The organism is Cupriavidus sp. GW823-FHT07B10, from assembly GCF_058794355.1.
This window is the reverse complement of record NZ_JBXAGS010000008.1, coordinates 213,510-231,090: the sequence shown is the minus strand read 5'-3', so window position 1 is coordinate 231,090 and position 17,581 is coordinate 213,510. Positions and strand designations below refer to the sequence as shown.

Here is a 17,581-nt window from a genome sequence, read left to right as displayed (position 1 = left end):
AGATACCCCATGCATAACGCCTATTCCGACGCCCTCGACGCGCTGCTGCGCGACTGCTGCCCACCCGCCACCGTGCGCGCGCTGGAACAGCAGGCCGACCCGCAGCCGCTGTGGCAAGCGCTGCTGGAAAGCGGCTTTGCCGATTGCCTGCTGCCCGAATCAGCCGGCGGTGCCGCGCTGCCGCTGCGCGAGCTGGCGCCGGTGCTCTTTGCCACCGGCCGCCACGCCTTGCCGTTGCCGCTGGCGCAGACCATCTTTGCGCGCGCGCTGCTGCAGGCGCATGGCATCGCCCTGCCCGCCGGCCCGGTCGCACTCGCCGGCTTTGAAGACGGCGCCGGCGCGGCGCTGGTGGCCGACGCCCGCCATGCGCAGTGGTTCCTGCTGCAGGACGGCGAGCGTTGCCTGCTGCTGTCGGCGGCCGATGCCCGCGCCGAAGCGACCGGCGCCCATCACGACCTGACGCTGCGCGTGCCGCGCCCTGACGCCTCGGCGCCAGCGGCGTTTTCACTGCCCGCCGGCACCCTGCGCACGCTGGGCGCCTGCCTGCACACGGCGCAGCTGGCCGGCGCGCTGTCGCACGTGCTCGACCTGACCCTGCAGTACGCCAACGACCGCCAGCAGTTCGGGCGCGCCATCGGCAAGTTCCAGGCGATCCAGCACCAGGTCAGCGAGATGGCCGAGCATGTCGCCGCCGCACGCGTGGCCGCACAGCTGGCCTGCGACAGCGGCACCGGCACGCCCGACCGGCTGCGCGCGGCCATCGGCAAGCTGCGCGCCAGCGACGCGGTCACGCCGGTGGCCGCCATCGCTCACGCCGTGCACGGCGCCATCGGGATCACTGAGGAATACGACCTGCAACTCTATACGCGCCGGCTGCATGCGTGGCGCGTGGCGGACGGGTCAGAGCGCTGGTGGAGCCGGATGCTGGGCGAGCAGGTATGCGCCAGCGCCGGCCGCAACGCGGTGGAGCTGGTGCGCGAATGGTGCGAGCCCGCGCCCGCCGCCTGAGCGGCCGGGCCTAACCCCGGCAATCGCGGAATCAGGCGGCCAGGCTGAGGCCGCCGCCGTGCGGGCGGCGGTGGCGCCGCTCCGGCTTGCACTCATATTTCAGCTCGGTGCGGCCGTCCTCGTAGGCGACTTCGAGCCGCACGGTGAAGCCCCACAGCCGGGTCACGTGCCGGATCACCTCGTCGAAGTTGTGCGCCAGCGGCCGGCGGTCGTTCTGCAGGTGCCGCAGCGTCAGCGAGCGGTCGCCGCCCACGTCGACATTGGTGACCTGGATATTGGGCTCCATGCTGGAGAGGTCATATTGCGCCGCCATCAGCTGGCGGATCGCGCGGTAGCCTTCATCGTTGTGGATCGCGGTGACGCGCAGCTTGCCTTCGCGGTCATCGTCCAGCACCGAGAACAGCTTCAGCTCGCGGATCACGCGCGGCGACAGGAACTGCAGCAGGAAGCTCTCGTCCTTGAAGTTGCGCATGGCAAAGTCCAGCGTCTTGCGCCAGTCGCTGCCGGCAAACTCCGGGGCCCAGCGGTAGTCCTCTTCGGTCGGGTTCTCGCACATGCGGCGCAGGTCCTGGAACATCAGGAAACCGACCGTGTAGGGGTTCATGCCGCTGTAATAGGGGCTGTTGTACGGCGGTTGGTAAATCACGTTGGTATGCGCCTGCAGCAGCTCCATCATGAACGCATCGTTGACCAGCTTTTCCTCGTACAGCTGGTTGATGATGGTGTAGTGCCAGAACGTGGCCCAGCCTTCATTCATGACCTTGGTTTGGCGCTGCGGATAGAAATATTGCGCGATCTTGCGCACGATGCGCACGATCTCGCGCTGCCACGAGGCCAGCTTGGGCGCGTTCTTCTCGATGAAGTACAGCAGATTCTCCTGCGGCTCGGGCGGGAAGATGATTTCCCCCTCGGACGCCTCGTCCTCCGACGCCAGCGCATGCGGCCGGTGCTTGGGCAGGGTGCGCCACAGGTCGTTGACCTGCATCTGCAGGTAGTTCTCGCGATCGGCCTGGCGCGCCTTTTCCTCGGTGATGGACAGCTTCTTGGGCCGCTTGTAGCGGTCCACGCCATAGTTCTGCAAGGCGTGGCAAGAGTCCAGCAGCAGTTCAACCTCACGCTCGCCGTAACGCTGCTCGCACTCGGCCACGTAGTTCTTGGCAAACAGCAGGTAATCCACGATGGCGTCCGCGTTGGTCCAGGTGCGGAACAGGTAGTTGCCCTTGAAGAAGGAGTTGTGGCCGTAGCAGGCGTGCGCGATCGTCAGCGCCTGCATCGGCATGGTGTTCTCCTCCATCAGGTAGGCGATGCAGGGATTGGAGTTGATGACGATCTCGTAGGCCAGCCCCATGTGGCCGCGCTGGTAGCTGCGCTCGGACGCCAGGAAGTGCTTGCCGTAGGACCAGTGGCTGTAGCCGACCGGCAGCCCCGCCGACGCGTAGGCGTCGAGCATCTGCTCGGCGGTGATGATCTCGATCTGGTTGGGATAGGTATCCAGCCCGAATTCGCCGGCGATGCGGGCGATCTCGCGGTCATACCGTTTGATCAGCTCGAAGGTCCATTCCGAACCCGTGGAGAGATAAGCCATCTTCGCCCCTTGTTGCCCGGGCAAGGCGCCAGACCCGTCCGGCGCGCACGGCATCACCGCGCCGCGTGGTCCGCGTTGCCTCGCCATTTGCCTTCACTGTGGCCCCCCGCGAGGAAGGCCAGGATCGGCGCCAACCTATGCTGCGCGCTTCTGGAACAGGTCGTGCAGCACCGGGTAGATCTCGTCCGCACCGATGATGCGCTGCATCGCAAAGTGATCGAACTGTCCCTTGACCGTCAGATACTCTTCCCAGAGGTTCTGCGGCTCTTCCGATGCGACTTCAACATATGCATAGTACTGGACCAGTGGCAGGATCGAATCGCGCAGCAGGCGTCCGCACAACTCGGAATCACCGGCCCAGTTATCGCCGTCTGACGCCTGCGCGCAGTAGATATTCCACTGGCTGGGCGGATAGCGGTCGTGGATCACTTCCACCATCAGCTTCAGCGCACTGGATACCACGGTACCACCGGACTCGCGCGAGTGGAAGAAGTCTTCCTCATCGACTTCCTTCGCCACCGTGTGATGGCGAATGAACACCACGTCGATGCGCTCGTAGTTGCGCTTCAGGAACAGGTACAGCAGCATGAAGAAGCGCTTGGCCAGGTCCTTGCGGCTCTCGTCCATCGAGCCGGACACGTCCATCAGGCAGAACATCACCGCCTGGGCCTGGGGGCGCTTCTTCAGCACGCGGTTGTTGTAGCGCAGGTCGAGCTTCTCGATAAACGGCACGCGGTCGATGCAGGCACGCAGGTGCCGCATCTTCTCCATCAGCTCGAGCGTGCCTTCGGCGTAGGGGCCGTCCTTTTCCAGCGCCTCGCTGTAGTCCAGCTCCAGCTCGCGCAGGCGCTTCTGGTAAGGGCTGGACAAGGCGATGCGCCGCCCCAGCGAACTGCGCATGGTGCGCAGGATCGACAGGTTGGACGGCGTGCCGTCGATGGAAAAGCCGGCGCGCACCTTGCGCACCTCGGCGATCTTGGCGAGGTGGCGCTTGGCCAGGTCCGGCAGCGCCATGTCCTCGAAGAAGAAGTTCAGGAAATCCTCGCGCGACAGCGTGAAGACGAAATCGTCTTCGCCTTCGCCGCTGTCGCTGGCGCGCGAACCGGTCCCGCCACCGCCCTGCTGCTGGCGGTCGAAGGAATCACCCTTGACGAATTTCTTGTTGCCAGGGTGAATCCACTCGCGCCGCCCGCCCGGGCCGTGGTGGAAGATCGGTTCGGAGATGTCCTTGACCGGAATGGACACCTGGCCGCTCTGCTCGATGTCCATGATCTTCCGGCCGGACACCGCCTTTGCCACCGCTTGCCGGATCTGCTCGCGGTAGCGCTTGATGAAACGTTGCTGGTTGACGGCACTCTTGTTGCCGCCGTTCTCGCGCCGATCGATGACCGTAGCCATATGTTGCCCTCGTTGAGAGACCTGTTCCGCGGCGCCGTTACGATGACTTTCTTACGCGCAGATACCACTCCACCAGAAGTCTCACTTGCTTGGGCGTGTACCCCTTCTCGACCATGCGGTTGACGAAGTTCTCGTGCTTATCCTGGTCTTCGCGCGAAGACTTGGCATTGAACGAGATCACCGGCAGCAGGTCCTCCGTGGTGGAGAACATGCGCTTCTCGATCACCATCCGCAGCTTTTCATAGCTGGTCCAGACCGGATTCTTGCCACTGTTGTTGGCCCGCGCCCGCAGCACGAAGTTGACGATCTCGTTGCGGAAGTCCTTCGGGTTCGAGATACCCGCGGGCTTTTCCACTTTTTCAAGCTCGTCGTTCAGCGCGTTGCGGTCAAGGATCTCGCCGGTATTGGGATCGCGGTACTCCTGGTCCTGGATCCACAGGTCGGCGAACACCACATAGCGGTCGAAGATGTTCTGCCCATACTCCGAATACGACTCCAGGTAGGCGGTCTGGATCTCCTTGCCGATGAACTCCACGAACGGAGTGGTCAGGTACTCCTTGATGTACGACAGCAGCTTGGCTTCCTGCTCCGGCGGGAACTGCTCGCGCTCGATCTGCTGTTCGAGCACATACAGCAGGTGCACCGGGTTGGCCGCCACTTCGGTGTTGTCGAAGTTGAAGACCTTGGACAGAACCTTGAACGCAAAGCGCGTCGACAGCCCGTTCATGCCTTCGTCGATGCCGGCGTAGTCGCGGTATTCCTGGTACGACTTCGCTTTCGGATCCACGTCCTTCAGGCTTTCGCCGTCATAGACGCGCATCTTCGAGAAGACATTGGAGTTCTCGGGCTCCTTGATGCGCGTAAGCACCGCGAACTGCGCCATCATCTTCAGCGTGTTGGGCGCGCACGGCGCGGCCGACAGCGAACTGCTGCGCAAGAGCTTGTCGTAGATCTTCACCTCGTCGGACACGCGCAGCACGTACGGCACCTTGACGATATAGATCCGGTCCAGGAAAGCCTCGTTGTTCTTGTCCGACTTGAAGGTCGTCCACTCGGCCTCGTTCGAGTGCGCCAGGATGATGCCGTCGAACGGGATCGCGCCGAAGCCCTCGGTGCCCTTGTAGTTGCCTTCCTGTGTTGCCGTCAGCAGCGGGTGCAGGACCTTGATCGGCGCCTTGAACATTTCAACGAACTCGAGCAGGCCGCGGTTGGCCAGGCAGAGCCCGCCGGAATAGGAGTACGCGTCCGGATCGTCCTGCGGAAAATCTTCCAGCTTGCGGATGTCGACCTTGCCGACCAGCGAGGAAATATCCTGGTTGTTTTCGTCGCCAGGCTCGGTCTTCGAGATCGCAATCTGCGACAGCACCGAAGGGCGCAGCTTGACCACCCGGAACCTGGTGATATCGCCGTTGAACTCGTGCAGGCGCTTGACCGCCCATGGCGAGGCAATGGTGTTCAGATACCGGACCGGAATGCCGTAGTCCTCTTCCAGGATCTTGCCGTCCTCCTCTGGCGCGAACAGCCCCAGCGGCGACTCATGGATCGGCGAACCCTTGAGCGCGTAGATGGGGATCTCCTCCATCAGCGCCTTGAGCTTTTCAGCGAGCGAGGACTTGCCACCACCCGGAGGCCCGAGCAGGTAGAGGATCTGCTTGCGCTCTTCCAGGCCCTGCGCCGCGTGCTTGAAGAACGAGACGATCTGTTCGATCGTGTCCTCCATGCCATAGAAGTCGCGGAAGGCCGGATAGATGCGGATGACCTTGTTGAAGAACAGGCGGGACAGCCTGGGGTCATGGTGGGTATCCACCAGCTCAGGCTGGCCGATGGCGGCAAGCATGCGCTCTGCAGCAGTCGCGTAGGCAGTCGGATCCTTCTTGCAGATCTCCAGGTACTCCTGGATGCTGTATTCCTCTTCCTTGCGAGCTTCGAAGCGCGTAGCGTAATGGCCAAAAATGTCCATACCTCACTCCCGTCAGAGTTCACGTCCGAGGCGTGCTACCCCTAAGGCTTCGCGCAACGTTCGCGGCACACCACCCCGGCCTGGCGACCTGTCATGTTGCGAAGTCTTTACTTCATCATAGTCAAATAACGGCGATGGTGGAATCCGAGTTGACAAATCTTGCATCGATGCAACGACTGTTTCGTTGCTGCATTTTCTGCATGAATTCGCTTCAGCTTTTGGCTGCATTCCGCTCGGACCTTGCCCCCGCACGCGACGGGCCATTGACCATGCTTGTGAAACACCTTACACCTTTCCCGCCATCCGTGCACATCCGGTTTTGTAACCATACGCACGAAGGCCGGCACTGGTGTCGGCTTTCGTTTTTCCGCATTTTCTTACGCGTTTGCGCGCACTAGCACGCGCACACTGCTGATAGCAGGCGCGTCAAAGCGTGCGCGCGACCAGCTCCTTCATGATCTCGTTGGAGCCGCCGAAGATCTTGCTCACGCGTGCATTCGCATACATACGCGCGATCGGGTATTCAAGCATGTAGCCGTAGCCGCCGTGCAACTGCAGGCACTCGTCGATGACCTGGCAGTTCTGCTGCGTGCACCACCACTTGGCCATGGCGGCCGTGGCAGCGTCGAGCTTGCCGTCCATCAGGCGCAGCATGCAATCGTCGACGAAGGTCGCGGCAATGGTGGCGACCGTCTTGCACTCCGCTAGCTTGAAGCGCGTGTTCTGCAGATCGGCCAGCGGCTGGCCAAACACCTTGCGCTCGCGCACGTATTCGGTGGTCAGCTCGATGGCGCGCTGCATGGTCGCCACGGCCCCGAGCGCAATGATCATGCGCTCTTGCGGCAGCTGCTGCATAAGCTGGTAGAAACCCTGACCTTCCTGCGTGCCCAGCAGGTTGTCGCACGGCACCAGCACGTCGTCGAAGAAGAGCTCGGCGGTGTCTTGCCCTTTCTGCCCGATCTTCTCGAGAATGCGGCCACGACGGAAACCCGGCAGGTCGCGCGTCTCCACCATGACCAGCGACACGCCGCGCGAACCGGCTTCCGGATCGGTCTTGGCCACCACGCAGACCAGGTCGGCGTGATACCCGTTCGTGATGAAGGTCTTTGCACCGTTTATGCGATAGCAGTCTCCGTTTTCGGTCTGTTCGCGCACCGCGCGGGTGCGTATCGCTTTGAGGTCGGAACCGGCGCCAGGTTCCGACATGGCAATGGCCGCCACCATTTCGCCGCTGGCCATTTGCGGCAGCCATTTCTTCTTCTGCGCTTCCGTGCCGTAGTTGAGCAGGTAATGTGCCACGATGCCGCTGTGCACATTATTGCCAAGGCTGGTGCAGACGGCGCGCGACATTTCCTGGGTGATGACGGCCTCGTGGGCAAAGGTGCCGCCACCGCCGCCGTATTCCTCGGGGATGCTGGCGCACAGCAGCCCGATCTGGCCGGCGCGGCGCCAGACCTCGCGGTCGATATAGCCCTGGTCGGCCCAGCGGGCCTCGTTGGGCGCCAGTTCGCGCTCGATGAAGCGGCGCACGGTTTCCTGGAACATCCCCAGGTCTTCGGTCATCCAGGGGGTCTGGCGTACGGCGGGCGCCGTGTGCTGGTCGTGGGATCCCATATGGTGTGCTGGTATCAGGGTAAACGAGAAAATGAACAGGCGACCGGTACTGTCCGGCCAGCACCCGCCTGTATACGTAAACGACAGACTGGCGAGGCAGCCGGATGCTGCGGGGCAGCATGACCGGCGCCGCCGCTCAGTCCGGCCAGCGGTAGCGCAGCGGCTGCTTGGCCATGAAGCGGTCGGCCGCCTCGCGGCGATAGGCGGTGGAGAAGGCAATGCCCTGCCCGTCCGCTTCCATCGCCAGCATGGTGTGCAGGTCCTGGTTCAGCGAGGCGTTCAACGCCTGCTTGGTCAGGCCCACCGCCACCGGCGAGGCCTCGGTGAAGGCCTGCGCCAGCGTCCGCGCACGTTCCTGCAGGCTGTCCGCCGGCACGATTTCCATGACGATGCCAAGGTCTTGCGCGGCCTGGGCGTTCAGCTCGCGCATCGAGAACATCAGCGCCTTGGCCCGCTGCAGGCCGATCATCCGCGGCAGCGTGTAGAACACGCCACAGTCGGGGACCAGCCCCATGCGCAGGAACGGGAGCCCGAAGCGCGCGCGCGGCGTGGCCAGGATGATGTCGGCCGTCAGCGCCAGGCTGAAGCCCGCGCCATAGGCCGCGCCGTCCACCGCGGCGATGACCGGCACGTCGAGCTGGATCAGGTCTTCCAGCCAGCCGTGCACCTTGTGCAGGCGCTTGCGGCCCTGCTGGGCACTGATCTCGACCTGCATCGAGCTGATGTCGCCGCCCGACGAGAAATCGGTGCCGGCGGCGGTCAGGATCAGCGCGCGCACGCTGTCGTCGGCACGTACCCGGCGAATCACTTCGCCGATCTCGTCGCGCATCGGCAAGGACAGCGCGTTCTTGCGCGCCGGCGAGTCCAGCGTCAGCGTGGCGATGCCGTCCTCGACGGCGAAGCGGATGGTTTCCATCGGTAGGCTCCGGGAGGCGGGTTTCAGTCGAGCTGGATATTGGCGTCGCGCACGATCCTGGCCCACTTGGGTGTGTCGCCGGCGACCACGGCCGCCAGTTCCTGCGGCGTGGACCCGACCGGCTGCAGGCCCATGCCGGCCAGCTTCTGCGTCACTTCGGGCAGGCGCACGATGCGCGCGGTCTCTGCCGCCAGCTTCGCCGTCACATCCTTGGGCGCATTGGCCGGCAGGAACAGCCCGTACCAGCCGTTGGGCTCGAACCCCGGCAGGCCCAGTTCAGTGAAGGTCGCCACATTGGGCAGCGCCTTGTAGCGCTGGGTGCCGGTGATGCCGAGGATCTTGAACTTGTTGCTGCCCAGGTAGGCGTTGGCCGAGGTCACGTCGACAAAGGCGCTGTCCACCTGGCCGCCGAGCAGGTCGCTCATCAGCGGCGCCGCCCCCTTGTAAGGGATATGCGCGAGCTCGATGCCTGCCTGCTGCTTGAGCAGCTCGCCGTGCAGGTGCGACGAGGTGCCGTTGCCGTAGGAGCCATAGCTGAGCTTGCCCGCCTTGGCCAGCGCCAGGAACTCGCGCATATTGCTGGCGGGCACGCGGTTGGGCACCACGAACAGGTCGGACGACTTGGCGATCTGCGAGACCGGCGTGAAGTCCCTGGCCACGTCGTATGGCGTGCGCTTGTACAGGGCCGGCGCCTGGATCAGGGCCGTGATCGCCAGCAGGATGGTGTAGCCGTCGGCCGGCGCCTTGGCGACGGTGTCGTTGCCCAGCATGCCGCTGGCGCCGGGCTTGTTTTCGACCACCACCGGCTGGCCCAGGCTTTCGGCCAGGCGCTGGCCGATCAGGCGGCCCACGGTGTCGGTGCCGCCGCCGGCCGGGTACGGCACGATCATGCGGATCGGCTTGCTCGGATACGATTGCTGCGCGAAGGCGCTGCCCGCGCCGCCGAGGATGGCCGCGCCGGCCAGGGTGCCGGCCTGTGCCAGCCAGTTGCGTCTGCTTTGCTGCATGCTGTCTCTCTTTGCTGAATTCGCCGCTGGTGTCAGGCGCTCGGGTGGTCCGCCTGCATCTCGCGCTCCTGCAGGGCGCGCCACAGGATCTTGCCGGTGGCCGACCTGGGCAACGCGTCGACCACGTCGACGATGCGCGGCACCTTATACGCGGCCATATGCTCGCGGCACCAGGCCATGATGCGTTCGGGGTCGGCGTCGGCCGTGCCGCGTGCTTCCGGGCGCAGCGCCACCACGGCCTTGACGGTCTCGCCGCGGCGCTGGTCGCGGGCGGCGATCACGCAGGCTTCGTGGATGGCCGGGTGCCCGTACAGCAGGTTCTCCACCTCGGCCGGCCAGACCTTGTAGCCGGACGCGTTGATCATGCGCTTGAGGCGGTCGCGCATGAAGAAGTAGCCTTGCTCGTCCATGAAGCCGAGGTCGCCGGTGCGCAGGAAGCGCTTGCCGCCGATCTCGATGAAGGTGGCAGCGTTGGCTTCCGGGTTGTTCCAGTAGCCCAGCATCACCTGGCCGCCGTGGACCACGATCTCGCCGGTCTCGCCGCAAGGCAGTTCCTGCAGCGTCTCGGGATCGACCACGCGTGCGTCCACGCCGAAGGTGGCGATGCCCAGGCATTCGCGCTTGGGCTGGTTGCGCGGGTTGGACAGGATGAAGGCCGCGGTCTCGGTCATGCCGTAGGCCTCGACGTAGGGCAGGCCGAAGCGTTCCTGCAGCATATTGGCCACCGCTTCGGGCATGGCCGCGCCGCCGCCGCCGACGTAGGCCAGGCTCGACAGGTCGCGCGCGTCGATTCCCGGCTGCGAGAAGAAGTCCACCATCATCGCCGGCGGCGCCCCCCAGACCGAGACGCGGTAGCGCTCGAGCAGGTCCGCGGCCAGCGCGCGGTCCCAGCGCGGCATCAGCACCACGGTGGCGCCCAGGTAGAGCGGCGAGTTCATGCAGTTCTGCATGCCCAGCAGGTGGAACATCGGCGCCACGGCCAGCACCACGGATTCGGGCGTGGCGCCGCGCCAGATCACCGCACCGGCCGCCGCGGTCATCAGCGTGCCGTGGCTATGCATGCAGCCCTTGGGATGGCCGGTGGTGCCGGAGGTATAGGCCAGCATGCACAGCGTGTCGTAGCCGGCCTGGTGCGGCAGCGGCCGGTGCCCGGCGGCGCTGGCCGCGTCCCAGGCCACCGGCATGGCGCCGGACGGCGCAGCCTGCGGCGCGGGCGGCGCTTCGCGCAGCCAGGCCGGCACGGCCAGGCCGCCGTCGTCGCGCAGCATGCCGGCATAGTCGTGCAGGATCACATGGCGCAGCGCCGGGCCGTGCAGCGGCGCCACGCGCTGGTACAGCTCGCTGCCGGCAAAGGCGGCGACCGCGCCGCTGTCCTGCACCACATGGGCAAGTTCGGCCTCCAGCCACATCGGGTTGGCCGGGACCACCACGCCTTCGGCGCGCAGGATCGCGTAGTAGGCAATGATGAACTGCGGGCAGTTCTGGCTGAACAGCAGCACCCGGTCGCCCGGCTCGATGCCGCAGGCCTGCTGCAGGTAGCCGGCCATCCGTTCGATCTCGTCCTGCAGCTGGCCGTAGGAAATCGCGGTGCCGAAATACTGGATCGCGGTCTTGTCCGGATAGCGGTGCGCCGCCGCCTCGACGTTATAAAACAGGCTGGTGCGAGGCGTATGCAGCGTGGCCGGCAGGCCGGGCGGCCAGGCGGGGGAGCGGAACGGCTCGCGGGTACTTGTAGCAGGCTTCATATGCAGCAATCGATGCAGGTCAAACGGGAATGGCTTAATCCAGGCGGATGTTCCTGGTGCGGATCACCTTGCCCCAGCGGACATAGTCGGCCTGGATGGTCTGGGCAAACGCGTCCGGCGTGCTGCCGGTCAGGATCACGCCAAGCTCGTTCATGCGCTTGCGCACGTCGGGCTGGGCCAGCACGCGGTTGACGTCCGCCGAGAACTTCTCAACGATCGGCCGCGGCGTGGCGGCCGGCAGCAGCAGCCCGAACCAGCCCATCGCATCCATGCCTTCAATGCCGGCTTCGCGGAAAGTCGGCACATCCGGCAGTTGCGGCGCGCGCGCGGGGCCAGTCACCGCGAGGGCGCGCAGGCGGCCGGTGGCGACGTGGGGCTTGGCGCCCATCACCGAGATCACCGCCGCCGGCACCTGGCCGCCCAGCAGGTCGTTCAGCTCCGGAGCCTCGCCCTTGTATGAGACATGGAGCATGTCGATCTTGGCGGCCTCGTTGAAGACCTCGCCGTACAGGTGGCCGCTCGAGCCGGCCCCGAACGAGCCGTAGGAGAACTGCTTCGGCTTGGCGCGAACCTGCGCGATGAAGTCTTTCAGGTTGGTGGCAGGCACCGCATTGCTGTTGACGGCGAACACCAGGTTGGTCGTGCCGAGCTCGGACACCGCGGCGAAATCCTTCACCGGGTCATAGGGCGCCCGGGCATACAGGCTTGGCGCCTGCACCAGCGGCGTGATCGTCAGCAGCGCGGTGTAGCCGTCGGCCTCGGCACGGGCGACCACCTCGGCGCCGAGCATGCCGCTCGCACCCGGGCGGTTTTCCACCACCACCGGGCGCTTCCAGGCCTTGCCCAGCCCTTCGGCAATGGCGCGGGCCAGCACATCGGTGGCGCCACCTGCCGGGAAGGGCACGACCATGCGCACGGTGCGCGCCGGGAATTCGCTCTGCGCGAGCGCGGCGCCCGCCCCCAGCATCCCGGCGGCAACGCCGCTCCACGCCAGCAATCCGGCCCCAAAGCGCCACAGCGCACTACGACGATCTGCCTGCATGTGTTGTTGTCTCCATTGTTTTTCCTGAGGCGGGGAACGGGTGGTTGCCCCGTTTCTGGTCCCGTCCGGGCCGGTGCGCCGGCCTTGTATCGGTATCAGCCGGAGAGTGCGCGATGCTGCGGTGCGTGGACAATGACCAGACAAGCCAAAATGATTGGCCGAATCGCTCAGATGGAAGGCAGCCTTTGGCAAATCCCGATTGTGCGGCGCGGCCGCGGCTTGCTAAGGTGCCGGGACGATGTGGCGAAACGTCCTGGAACGCCCGCGGAGCCAGCCGTTCCGCGGTGCCGGCGCCGACGCGCCACCGTGATGAGGAGACCCATGCATACCGCTGTCCTGTCATCGCCGCGCCCGCCCGTGCCAGGCAAGCTGCACCTCGCCGGCAGCGCACTGCCGCCGGCGCCCGGGCACGGCCGTGTCCCGGGCCGCACCGAGGCCCCGGCCGGCACGGCGCCGCAGGCCTCGGCGCGCCACACCATTGCGATCCAGCATGTGGATCACATCCTGCTGGGCCCGCGCCGGCTGGGCCACGACATTGCCGCGCTGCTGCGCCGGGCCGGGATTTCGCCGGCGCTGCTGGCCTCGCCCAATGCGCGCGTCACCCAGGGCCAGTACGCGGCGCTGATCCGCACGCTGCGCCGCGTCATGCGCGATGAACTATGGGGGCTGCTGGACCGGCCCGTGACCCCGGGCGTGTTTGCGCAGGCGTGCCGCAACCTGATCCATTGCGCCACGCTGGAAGACGCCATCCGAGCCGGCTTGCGGCTGTACCGGCTCCATATCGACGCCTTCGCGCCACGCCTGCATGTCAGCGCCGACGGCAAGGCCGCCTCCGTGGTGCTGCATCCGCGTGCGCCGGCCTCGGCCTGCCGCAGCTTTGCCGAATCGACTTTCGTGTTCCATGCCTACGCGCTGCTCAGCTGGCTGGTGGCCGGCCATATCCCGCTGGCGCGGGTCGACCTGAGCGCGGCGCCGTCGCAGGGCGGCCCCGAGACCGAGCGCGTCTTCAAGGCCGCCGTGCATTACGGCCAGCCTGTCTCCGTGCTGCATTTCGATGGCGCCAGCCTGCGCATGCCGGTGATGCAGGACGCCGCCAGCCTGCGCGAGTTCCTGCGCGAGACGCCGCGCAACCTGCTGATCCGCTACCGCGACAACAGCTGCCTTGCCGAGCGCATCCGGCAGCACTTGCGCTCCCACCTGGATGACGAACTGCCGTCGCTGGAGCAGATGGCGCAGATGCTGCGGCTCACGCCCCAGACCCTGCGCCGCCGGCTGCGCGACGAGGGCAGCGGCTACCAGAGCATCAAGGACAGCCTGCGCCGCGACGTGGCCATCGGCATGATGGAGCGCCCCGGCATGACGCTGCAGGACGTGGCGCTGCGGCTTGGCTTCTCAGAACCGAGCACGTTCCACCGGGCCTTCAAGAAATGGACGGGCGTGGCGCCGGGAGAGTATCGGATGCGGGGATTGCGGGGAGAGGCTTTGCCGCGCTGATGCGGGCCGGGTCAGGATCTCCGGTGGCCGGCGGCTGAAGCATGGCTGCCGGCTTGCCCGGCACCGTCCCCCCGCTACCTCTGTCCCACCGGCGGCGCTGCCCGCTGCCCTACCTGCACCATCCCCGTCTGGGGCGGCGGCACCTGCAGGGTCGCCAATAGCAAGCCCATGCCGGCAAGGATGCGGTACTGGCTGGCCAGTTCGTTGTACTTGCCGGTCACGTAGGCCGTGCTGGCGCTGAAGTACTCGTTCTCGGCATTCAGCAGGTCAAGCAGGCTGCGCTGCCCAATCCGGAATTGCTTGCCGTAGCTGACGCGCGTGGCATCGCTGGCCTCCACGTATTGCTTGAGGCTCACCAGACGGTCCTTCGCCGTCAGGTGGGCGTTATAGGCCTGCGATACGGCCTCCTGCACCTGTCTGCGCAGACGGTCCAGATTCTGCTCTGCTTCCTGGACCTGGTAGCCGGCCTCGTTGATGCGCGCCTTGTCGGCGTTGCCGCGAAACAGGTTGTAGCGCACGCGCAGCATCACGCTGCGCTCGTCGGTGGTGCCGAGCACGCGGTCGCGGTCGCGCGCCACGCCGACCTCGAGATCCAGCCTTGGCCACAACGCGGCCTTGGCCAGCGAACGCCCGGCCTGGGCTTCGGCGATATCGGCCTGCCCGGCACCCAGCGCGGGGTGATTGGCGTTTGCCACCTGCTGCGCCTCCCGTTCGGTGGCAGGCAGCAGCGTCGACAGCGAGTCCGGCCTGGACAAGACCTCCGGCGGCGCGCCGACCACGCGTAAATAGGCTGTCATGGCGTCCTGCAAGCTGCCCTGCTCCGCCCGCAGGCTGGCCTTGGCCAGCGCCAGGCGGCTTTCGACCTGATAGAGATCGGCGCGGCGCAGCACCCCGTTGTCGGCGCCAAGCCGGATCTGGTCATAGATGTGCTGGTGCGCTTCCAGATTGGCCAGGCCGATGGCCACGGTTTCCTGACGCCGCAGGACCTCCACATAAACGCCGACCGTGCGCAGCGCGATGTCTTCGGCAGTCGCGCCGACCCGATAGGCCGCGCCGTCGATCCGTGCGCCCTGGCGCTCCACATCGCTGCTGGTGGCAAAGCCGTCGAACAGCATCTGCGAGATCGTCACGCCGGCGGCGTGGCTGGCATAGGAAGAGTCGGACAGGCCCATCAGCCGGGTGCTGTGGCTGTCCAGGCGTACGCGACCGGTGGCGGCATTGACATCGACCCGCGGCAGGTAACCGGCGCGCGCCTGCGTCAGCCCCTCGTCCGCGGCCAGCCGGCGGCTGCCCGCCGCCAGCACTTCGGGATTGGTATGCACGGCTTGCTCGACTGCCTGGCGCAGCACCTGGGCTGCCGCGTGATGCGGCACCACCATGGCGGCCCATAGCAGTACATGTGCCAGCCGGCACCATGTCGTTGTCATGCTTCCCCCGCTCGGGCGCACCCGCTGCCGCGCATCGCGCTGGCCGGCGCCTGCGCGATACGGGAAGCGGTGCGCTACCCGTTTATTATGGTTTTCAACTGCGCCGGATTCCGGCTTTACTGCCGCCCTGCATTTCCCTCTCTGAATCCGCCACCGATCGCCCGCCTCAGGCGGTGTGGAGATTGCCGTTGCTCAACAGCGTGTTGAGATCGAGCCCGACCACGCCCTGCAGCACCGCCACGTCCTGGAATGCAGCCGCCGTGCCACTGCCGTCACGATCCAGGCTGACCACGGTGTTGCCACCCACCTCCGAAAGGCGGACGAACTGCGCCGCATTGGCAGGGTTCACGCCAACACCGGAAAGCAGATCGGAAAGATCCAGCACATCGCCACCGGAAGCCACGGGAGCCGCACCGAAGTCGGTGATGGTGTCGACCGAAGCGGGGTCCGCGCGCAGAAAGCGAAAGGTGTCGCTGTCATTGCCGCCGGTCAGTGTGTCGGCGCCGGCGCCGCCGGTCAACACGTCGTTGCCGGCGCCTCCGACCAACACGTCGTTGCCCGCGCCGCCACGCAGCACGTCGTTGCCGGCAGAGCCGGTGAGGTTGTCGTTGAAGGCGGAGCCGATGACGCCTTCCATGTTGCTGTAGCTGTCGGCACCGAGGCCAGTCACGCCCGGGCCTGCCGTGGTGGGGCTGCCGCTCTGCGTCAGCGTGAACACAACCCCGCCGGTGGCATCGGAGAAATCAAGCAGGTCGATGCCGTCGCCGCCGTTGATGGTGTCATCGCCCGCGCCACCGCGAATGACGTCGTTGGCGGAGCTGCCGGTCAGCGTGTCGACAAACGCCGAGCCGATCACGCCCTCCATGTTCGCGTAGCTGTCGGTACCTAGTCCGGGCGTCGCGCCCACAAGCACCTTGACGAGGGTGCTACTTTGGATCAACGTGAAGGAGACCGCGCCGGTGGCATCGGAGAAATCCAGCATATCTATGCCCACCCCCCCGTCGATGGTGTCGTTGTCGGCGCCACCTCTCAAGACGTCGTCGCCGATCCCGCCGTTGAGGATGTCGGTACCACGTCCGCCAATGAAGATGTCACCCGCAACGGCGCCAGTCATGCTGTCGGGATTGCTGCCACCCTCCAGATAGGAAGCCTGGTAGCTGGCCTGATCAAGCGAAAAGCCGTTTTTGTCCACGACATTGACGGTCACCGTCGCCGTGCTGCTGCCACCTGCCCCGTCTTCGACGGTATAGCTGAAGGTTGCCACCCCCTTGCTGTTGGGACTGTCGAACGCGACGAAGCTGTAATTGCTTTCGGTGACAAGCCTCAGGCCGGAAAGCGTGCTTGAGGTCAGACTGAGCGGGTTTATGGACAAGGCCCGCCCGTCGATATCGACGTCGTTGCCGAGCAGCGCGCTCACCGGAATCAGGATGTTGTCGGTGTTAGTCGAAACATAGACAACGTCCTCGGCTGCCACCGGCGCGTCATTGACGGGATTGACCGTAATCGCCACCGTATCGGTATCGACCAAAGCGCCATCGCTGGTCTGGATCTGCACCGACGCGGCGCCCGCATAATCCTTCTCGCCAAGGAAGCTCATTCCATTCAGCGCAGCATTGATTGCCGCATCGCTGCCCGTGAATGTCATGGTGCTGTCCGCGGTGCCGTCGCCCGACAGGAACTGCAGCCCGGCAACGCCATTCAGCGTGATCGCGCCGTGGCTTGCGCTCAGCGTCACGGTGTGGCTCGCGTTGTCCACGTCAGAGATGCTGAGTGCATTGCCGCTGGCCGTACGGAACACCAATGGCGTATCTTCGTTGACCACCTGCGCAAGGGGAACGGCATTCACCGCAGCATCGTTGGCACCTGTGATGTTGACGGTGATCGCCTGGGTGGCACTGAGATCGGCCGACTGTACGGACAGCGAGTCGGTCACATGCTGGCCCGCGGCGAGGGACTGCGCCTTGCTGTTGTCCAGCGTGTAGGTCCAGGCGCCGGTGCCGCTATCGAAGGTGAAGGCGCCGTATTGGCCGACCAGGCTCGCTGGCGGCACGGCGGCAAAGTGCGCATCGCCGGTATCGACATCGTTGACCGTCAACGTGCCGCGGGCGGAGGGGTCGCCGGGAATGGCATTTCCTGCCCCGCCGGCTTCGGTCACTGAGGTGTCCTCGCTGGCTGAAGCCGTGATCGTAGCGTAGTCGTTTGCGCCGGTGATGTTGACGGTGATGGTCTGCTGCGCCGTGTGGTCGGCCGAAGCCACCGTCAGCGAATCACTGACCTGCTGGCCCGCGATCAGCGCATCGGCCATGGTGTTGTCCAGCGTATAGGTCCAGGCGCCGGTGTTGCTGTCGAAGGCGAAGGTGCCGTACTGCCCGACCAGGCTGTCCG

12 protein-coding genes are annotated in these 17,581 nt (G+C 65.8%); 2 read left to right on the top strand and 10 right to left on the bottom strand.

Annotated elements, in window-relative coordinates:
* The first annotated feature begins 9 nt into the window (after positions 1-9).
* Positions 10-1,008, top strand: a complete 999-nt coding sequence (locus tag AC1Q6V_RS18995; RefSeq protein WP_011616761.1) for an acyl-CoA dehydrogenase family protein — start codon at positions 10-12, stop codon at positions 1,006-1,008.
* A gap of 31 nt (positions 1,009-1,039) precedes the next feature.
* Here AC1Q6V_RS18995 and AC1Q6V_RS18990 read toward each other — a convergent pair whose 3' ends face one another.
* The 8 genes from AC1Q6V_RS18990 to AC1Q6V_RS18955 form a co-directional block, all read right to left on the bottom strand.
* On the bottom strand, positions 1,040-2,593 hold the full coding sequence (locus AC1Q6V_RS18990) for a SpoVR family protein (RefSeq protein WP_010811716.1): 1,554 nt from the start codon (positions 2,591-2,593) through the stop codon (positions 1,040-1,042).
* A gap of 135 nt (positions 2,594-2,728) precedes the next feature.
* Positions 2,729-3,991, bottom strand: a complete 1,263-nt coding sequence (locus AC1Q6V_RS18985) for a YeaH/YhbH family protein (protein ID WP_010811717.1) — start codon at positions 3,989-3,991, stop codon at positions 2,729-2,731.
* A 37-nt stretch (positions 3,992-4,028) separates the two neighbouring features.
* A complete protein-coding gene (locus AC1Q6V_RS18980) occupies positions 4,029-5,951 on the bottom strand; it encodes a PrkA family serine protein kinase (protein ID WP_010811718.1) in 1,923 nt (640 codons plus the stop codon).
* A 426-nt stretch (positions 5,952-6,377) separates the two neighbouring features.
* Positions 6,378-7,565, bottom strand: coding sequence for an acyl-CoA dehydrogenase family protein (locus AC1Q6V_RS18975; protein ID WP_037024190.1), 1,188 nt, complete (start codon positions 7,563-7,565; stop codon positions 6,378-6,380).
* A 136-nt stretch (positions 7,566-7,701) separates the two neighbouring features.
* Entirely contained in the window at positions 7,702-8,481 is a 780-nt protein-coding gene (locus tag AC1Q6V_RS18970) for an enoyl-CoA hydratase/isomerase family protein (protein WP_454749294.1), read from the bottom strand.
* Positions 8,482-8,504: 23 nt separating this feature from the next.
* Positions 8,505-9,488 carry a Bug family tripartite tricarboxylate transporter substrate binding protein gene (locus AC1Q6V_RS18965; RefSeq protein ID WP_011616760.1) on the bottom strand — a complete coding sequence of 328 codons (984 nt, stop codon included), beginning with the start codon at positions 9,486-9,488 and terminating at the stop codon, positions 8,505-8,507.
* 32 nt (positions 9,489-9,520) lie between these two features.
* On the bottom strand, positions 9,521-11,233 hold the full coding sequence (locus AC1Q6V_RS18960) for a long-chain fatty acid--CoA ligase (RefSeq protein WP_454749295.1): 1,713 nt from the start codon (positions 11,231-11,233) through the stop codon (positions 9,521-9,523).
* A gap of 34 nt (positions 11,234-11,267) precedes the next feature.
* Positions 11,268-12,275, bottom strand: a complete 1,008-nt coding sequence (locus AC1Q6V_RS18955) for a tripartite tricarboxylate transporter substrate binding protein (RefSeq protein ID WP_011616758.1) — start codon at positions 12,273-12,275, stop codon at positions 11,268-11,270.
* Positions 12,276-12,596: 321 nt separating this feature from the next.
* Between AC1Q6V_RS18955 and AC1Q6V_RS18950 the strand changes: the two genes are divergently transcribed.
* Entirely contained in the window at positions 12,597-13,769 is a 1,173-nt protein-coding gene (locus tag AC1Q6V_RS18950) for an AraC family transcriptional regulator (RefSeq protein WP_010811724.1), read from the top strand.
* 74 nt (positions 13,770-13,843) lie between these two features.
* Here AC1Q6V_RS18950 and AC1Q6V_RS18945 read toward each other — a convergent pair whose 3' ends face one another.
* Positions 13,844-15,196: a TolC family outer membrane protein gene (locus tag AC1Q6V_RS18945; RefSeq protein ID WP_011616756.1), complete on the bottom strand. Its 1,353-nt coding sequence runs from the start codon at positions 15,194-15,196 to the stop codon at positions 13,844-13,846.
* A gap of 166 nt (positions 15,197-15,362) precedes the next feature.
* Positions 15,363-17,581: VCBS domain-containing protein (locus AC1Q6V_RS18940; RefSeq protein ID WP_492316328.1), on the bottom strand; the 2,219-nt coding region annotated here is incomplete at its 5' end.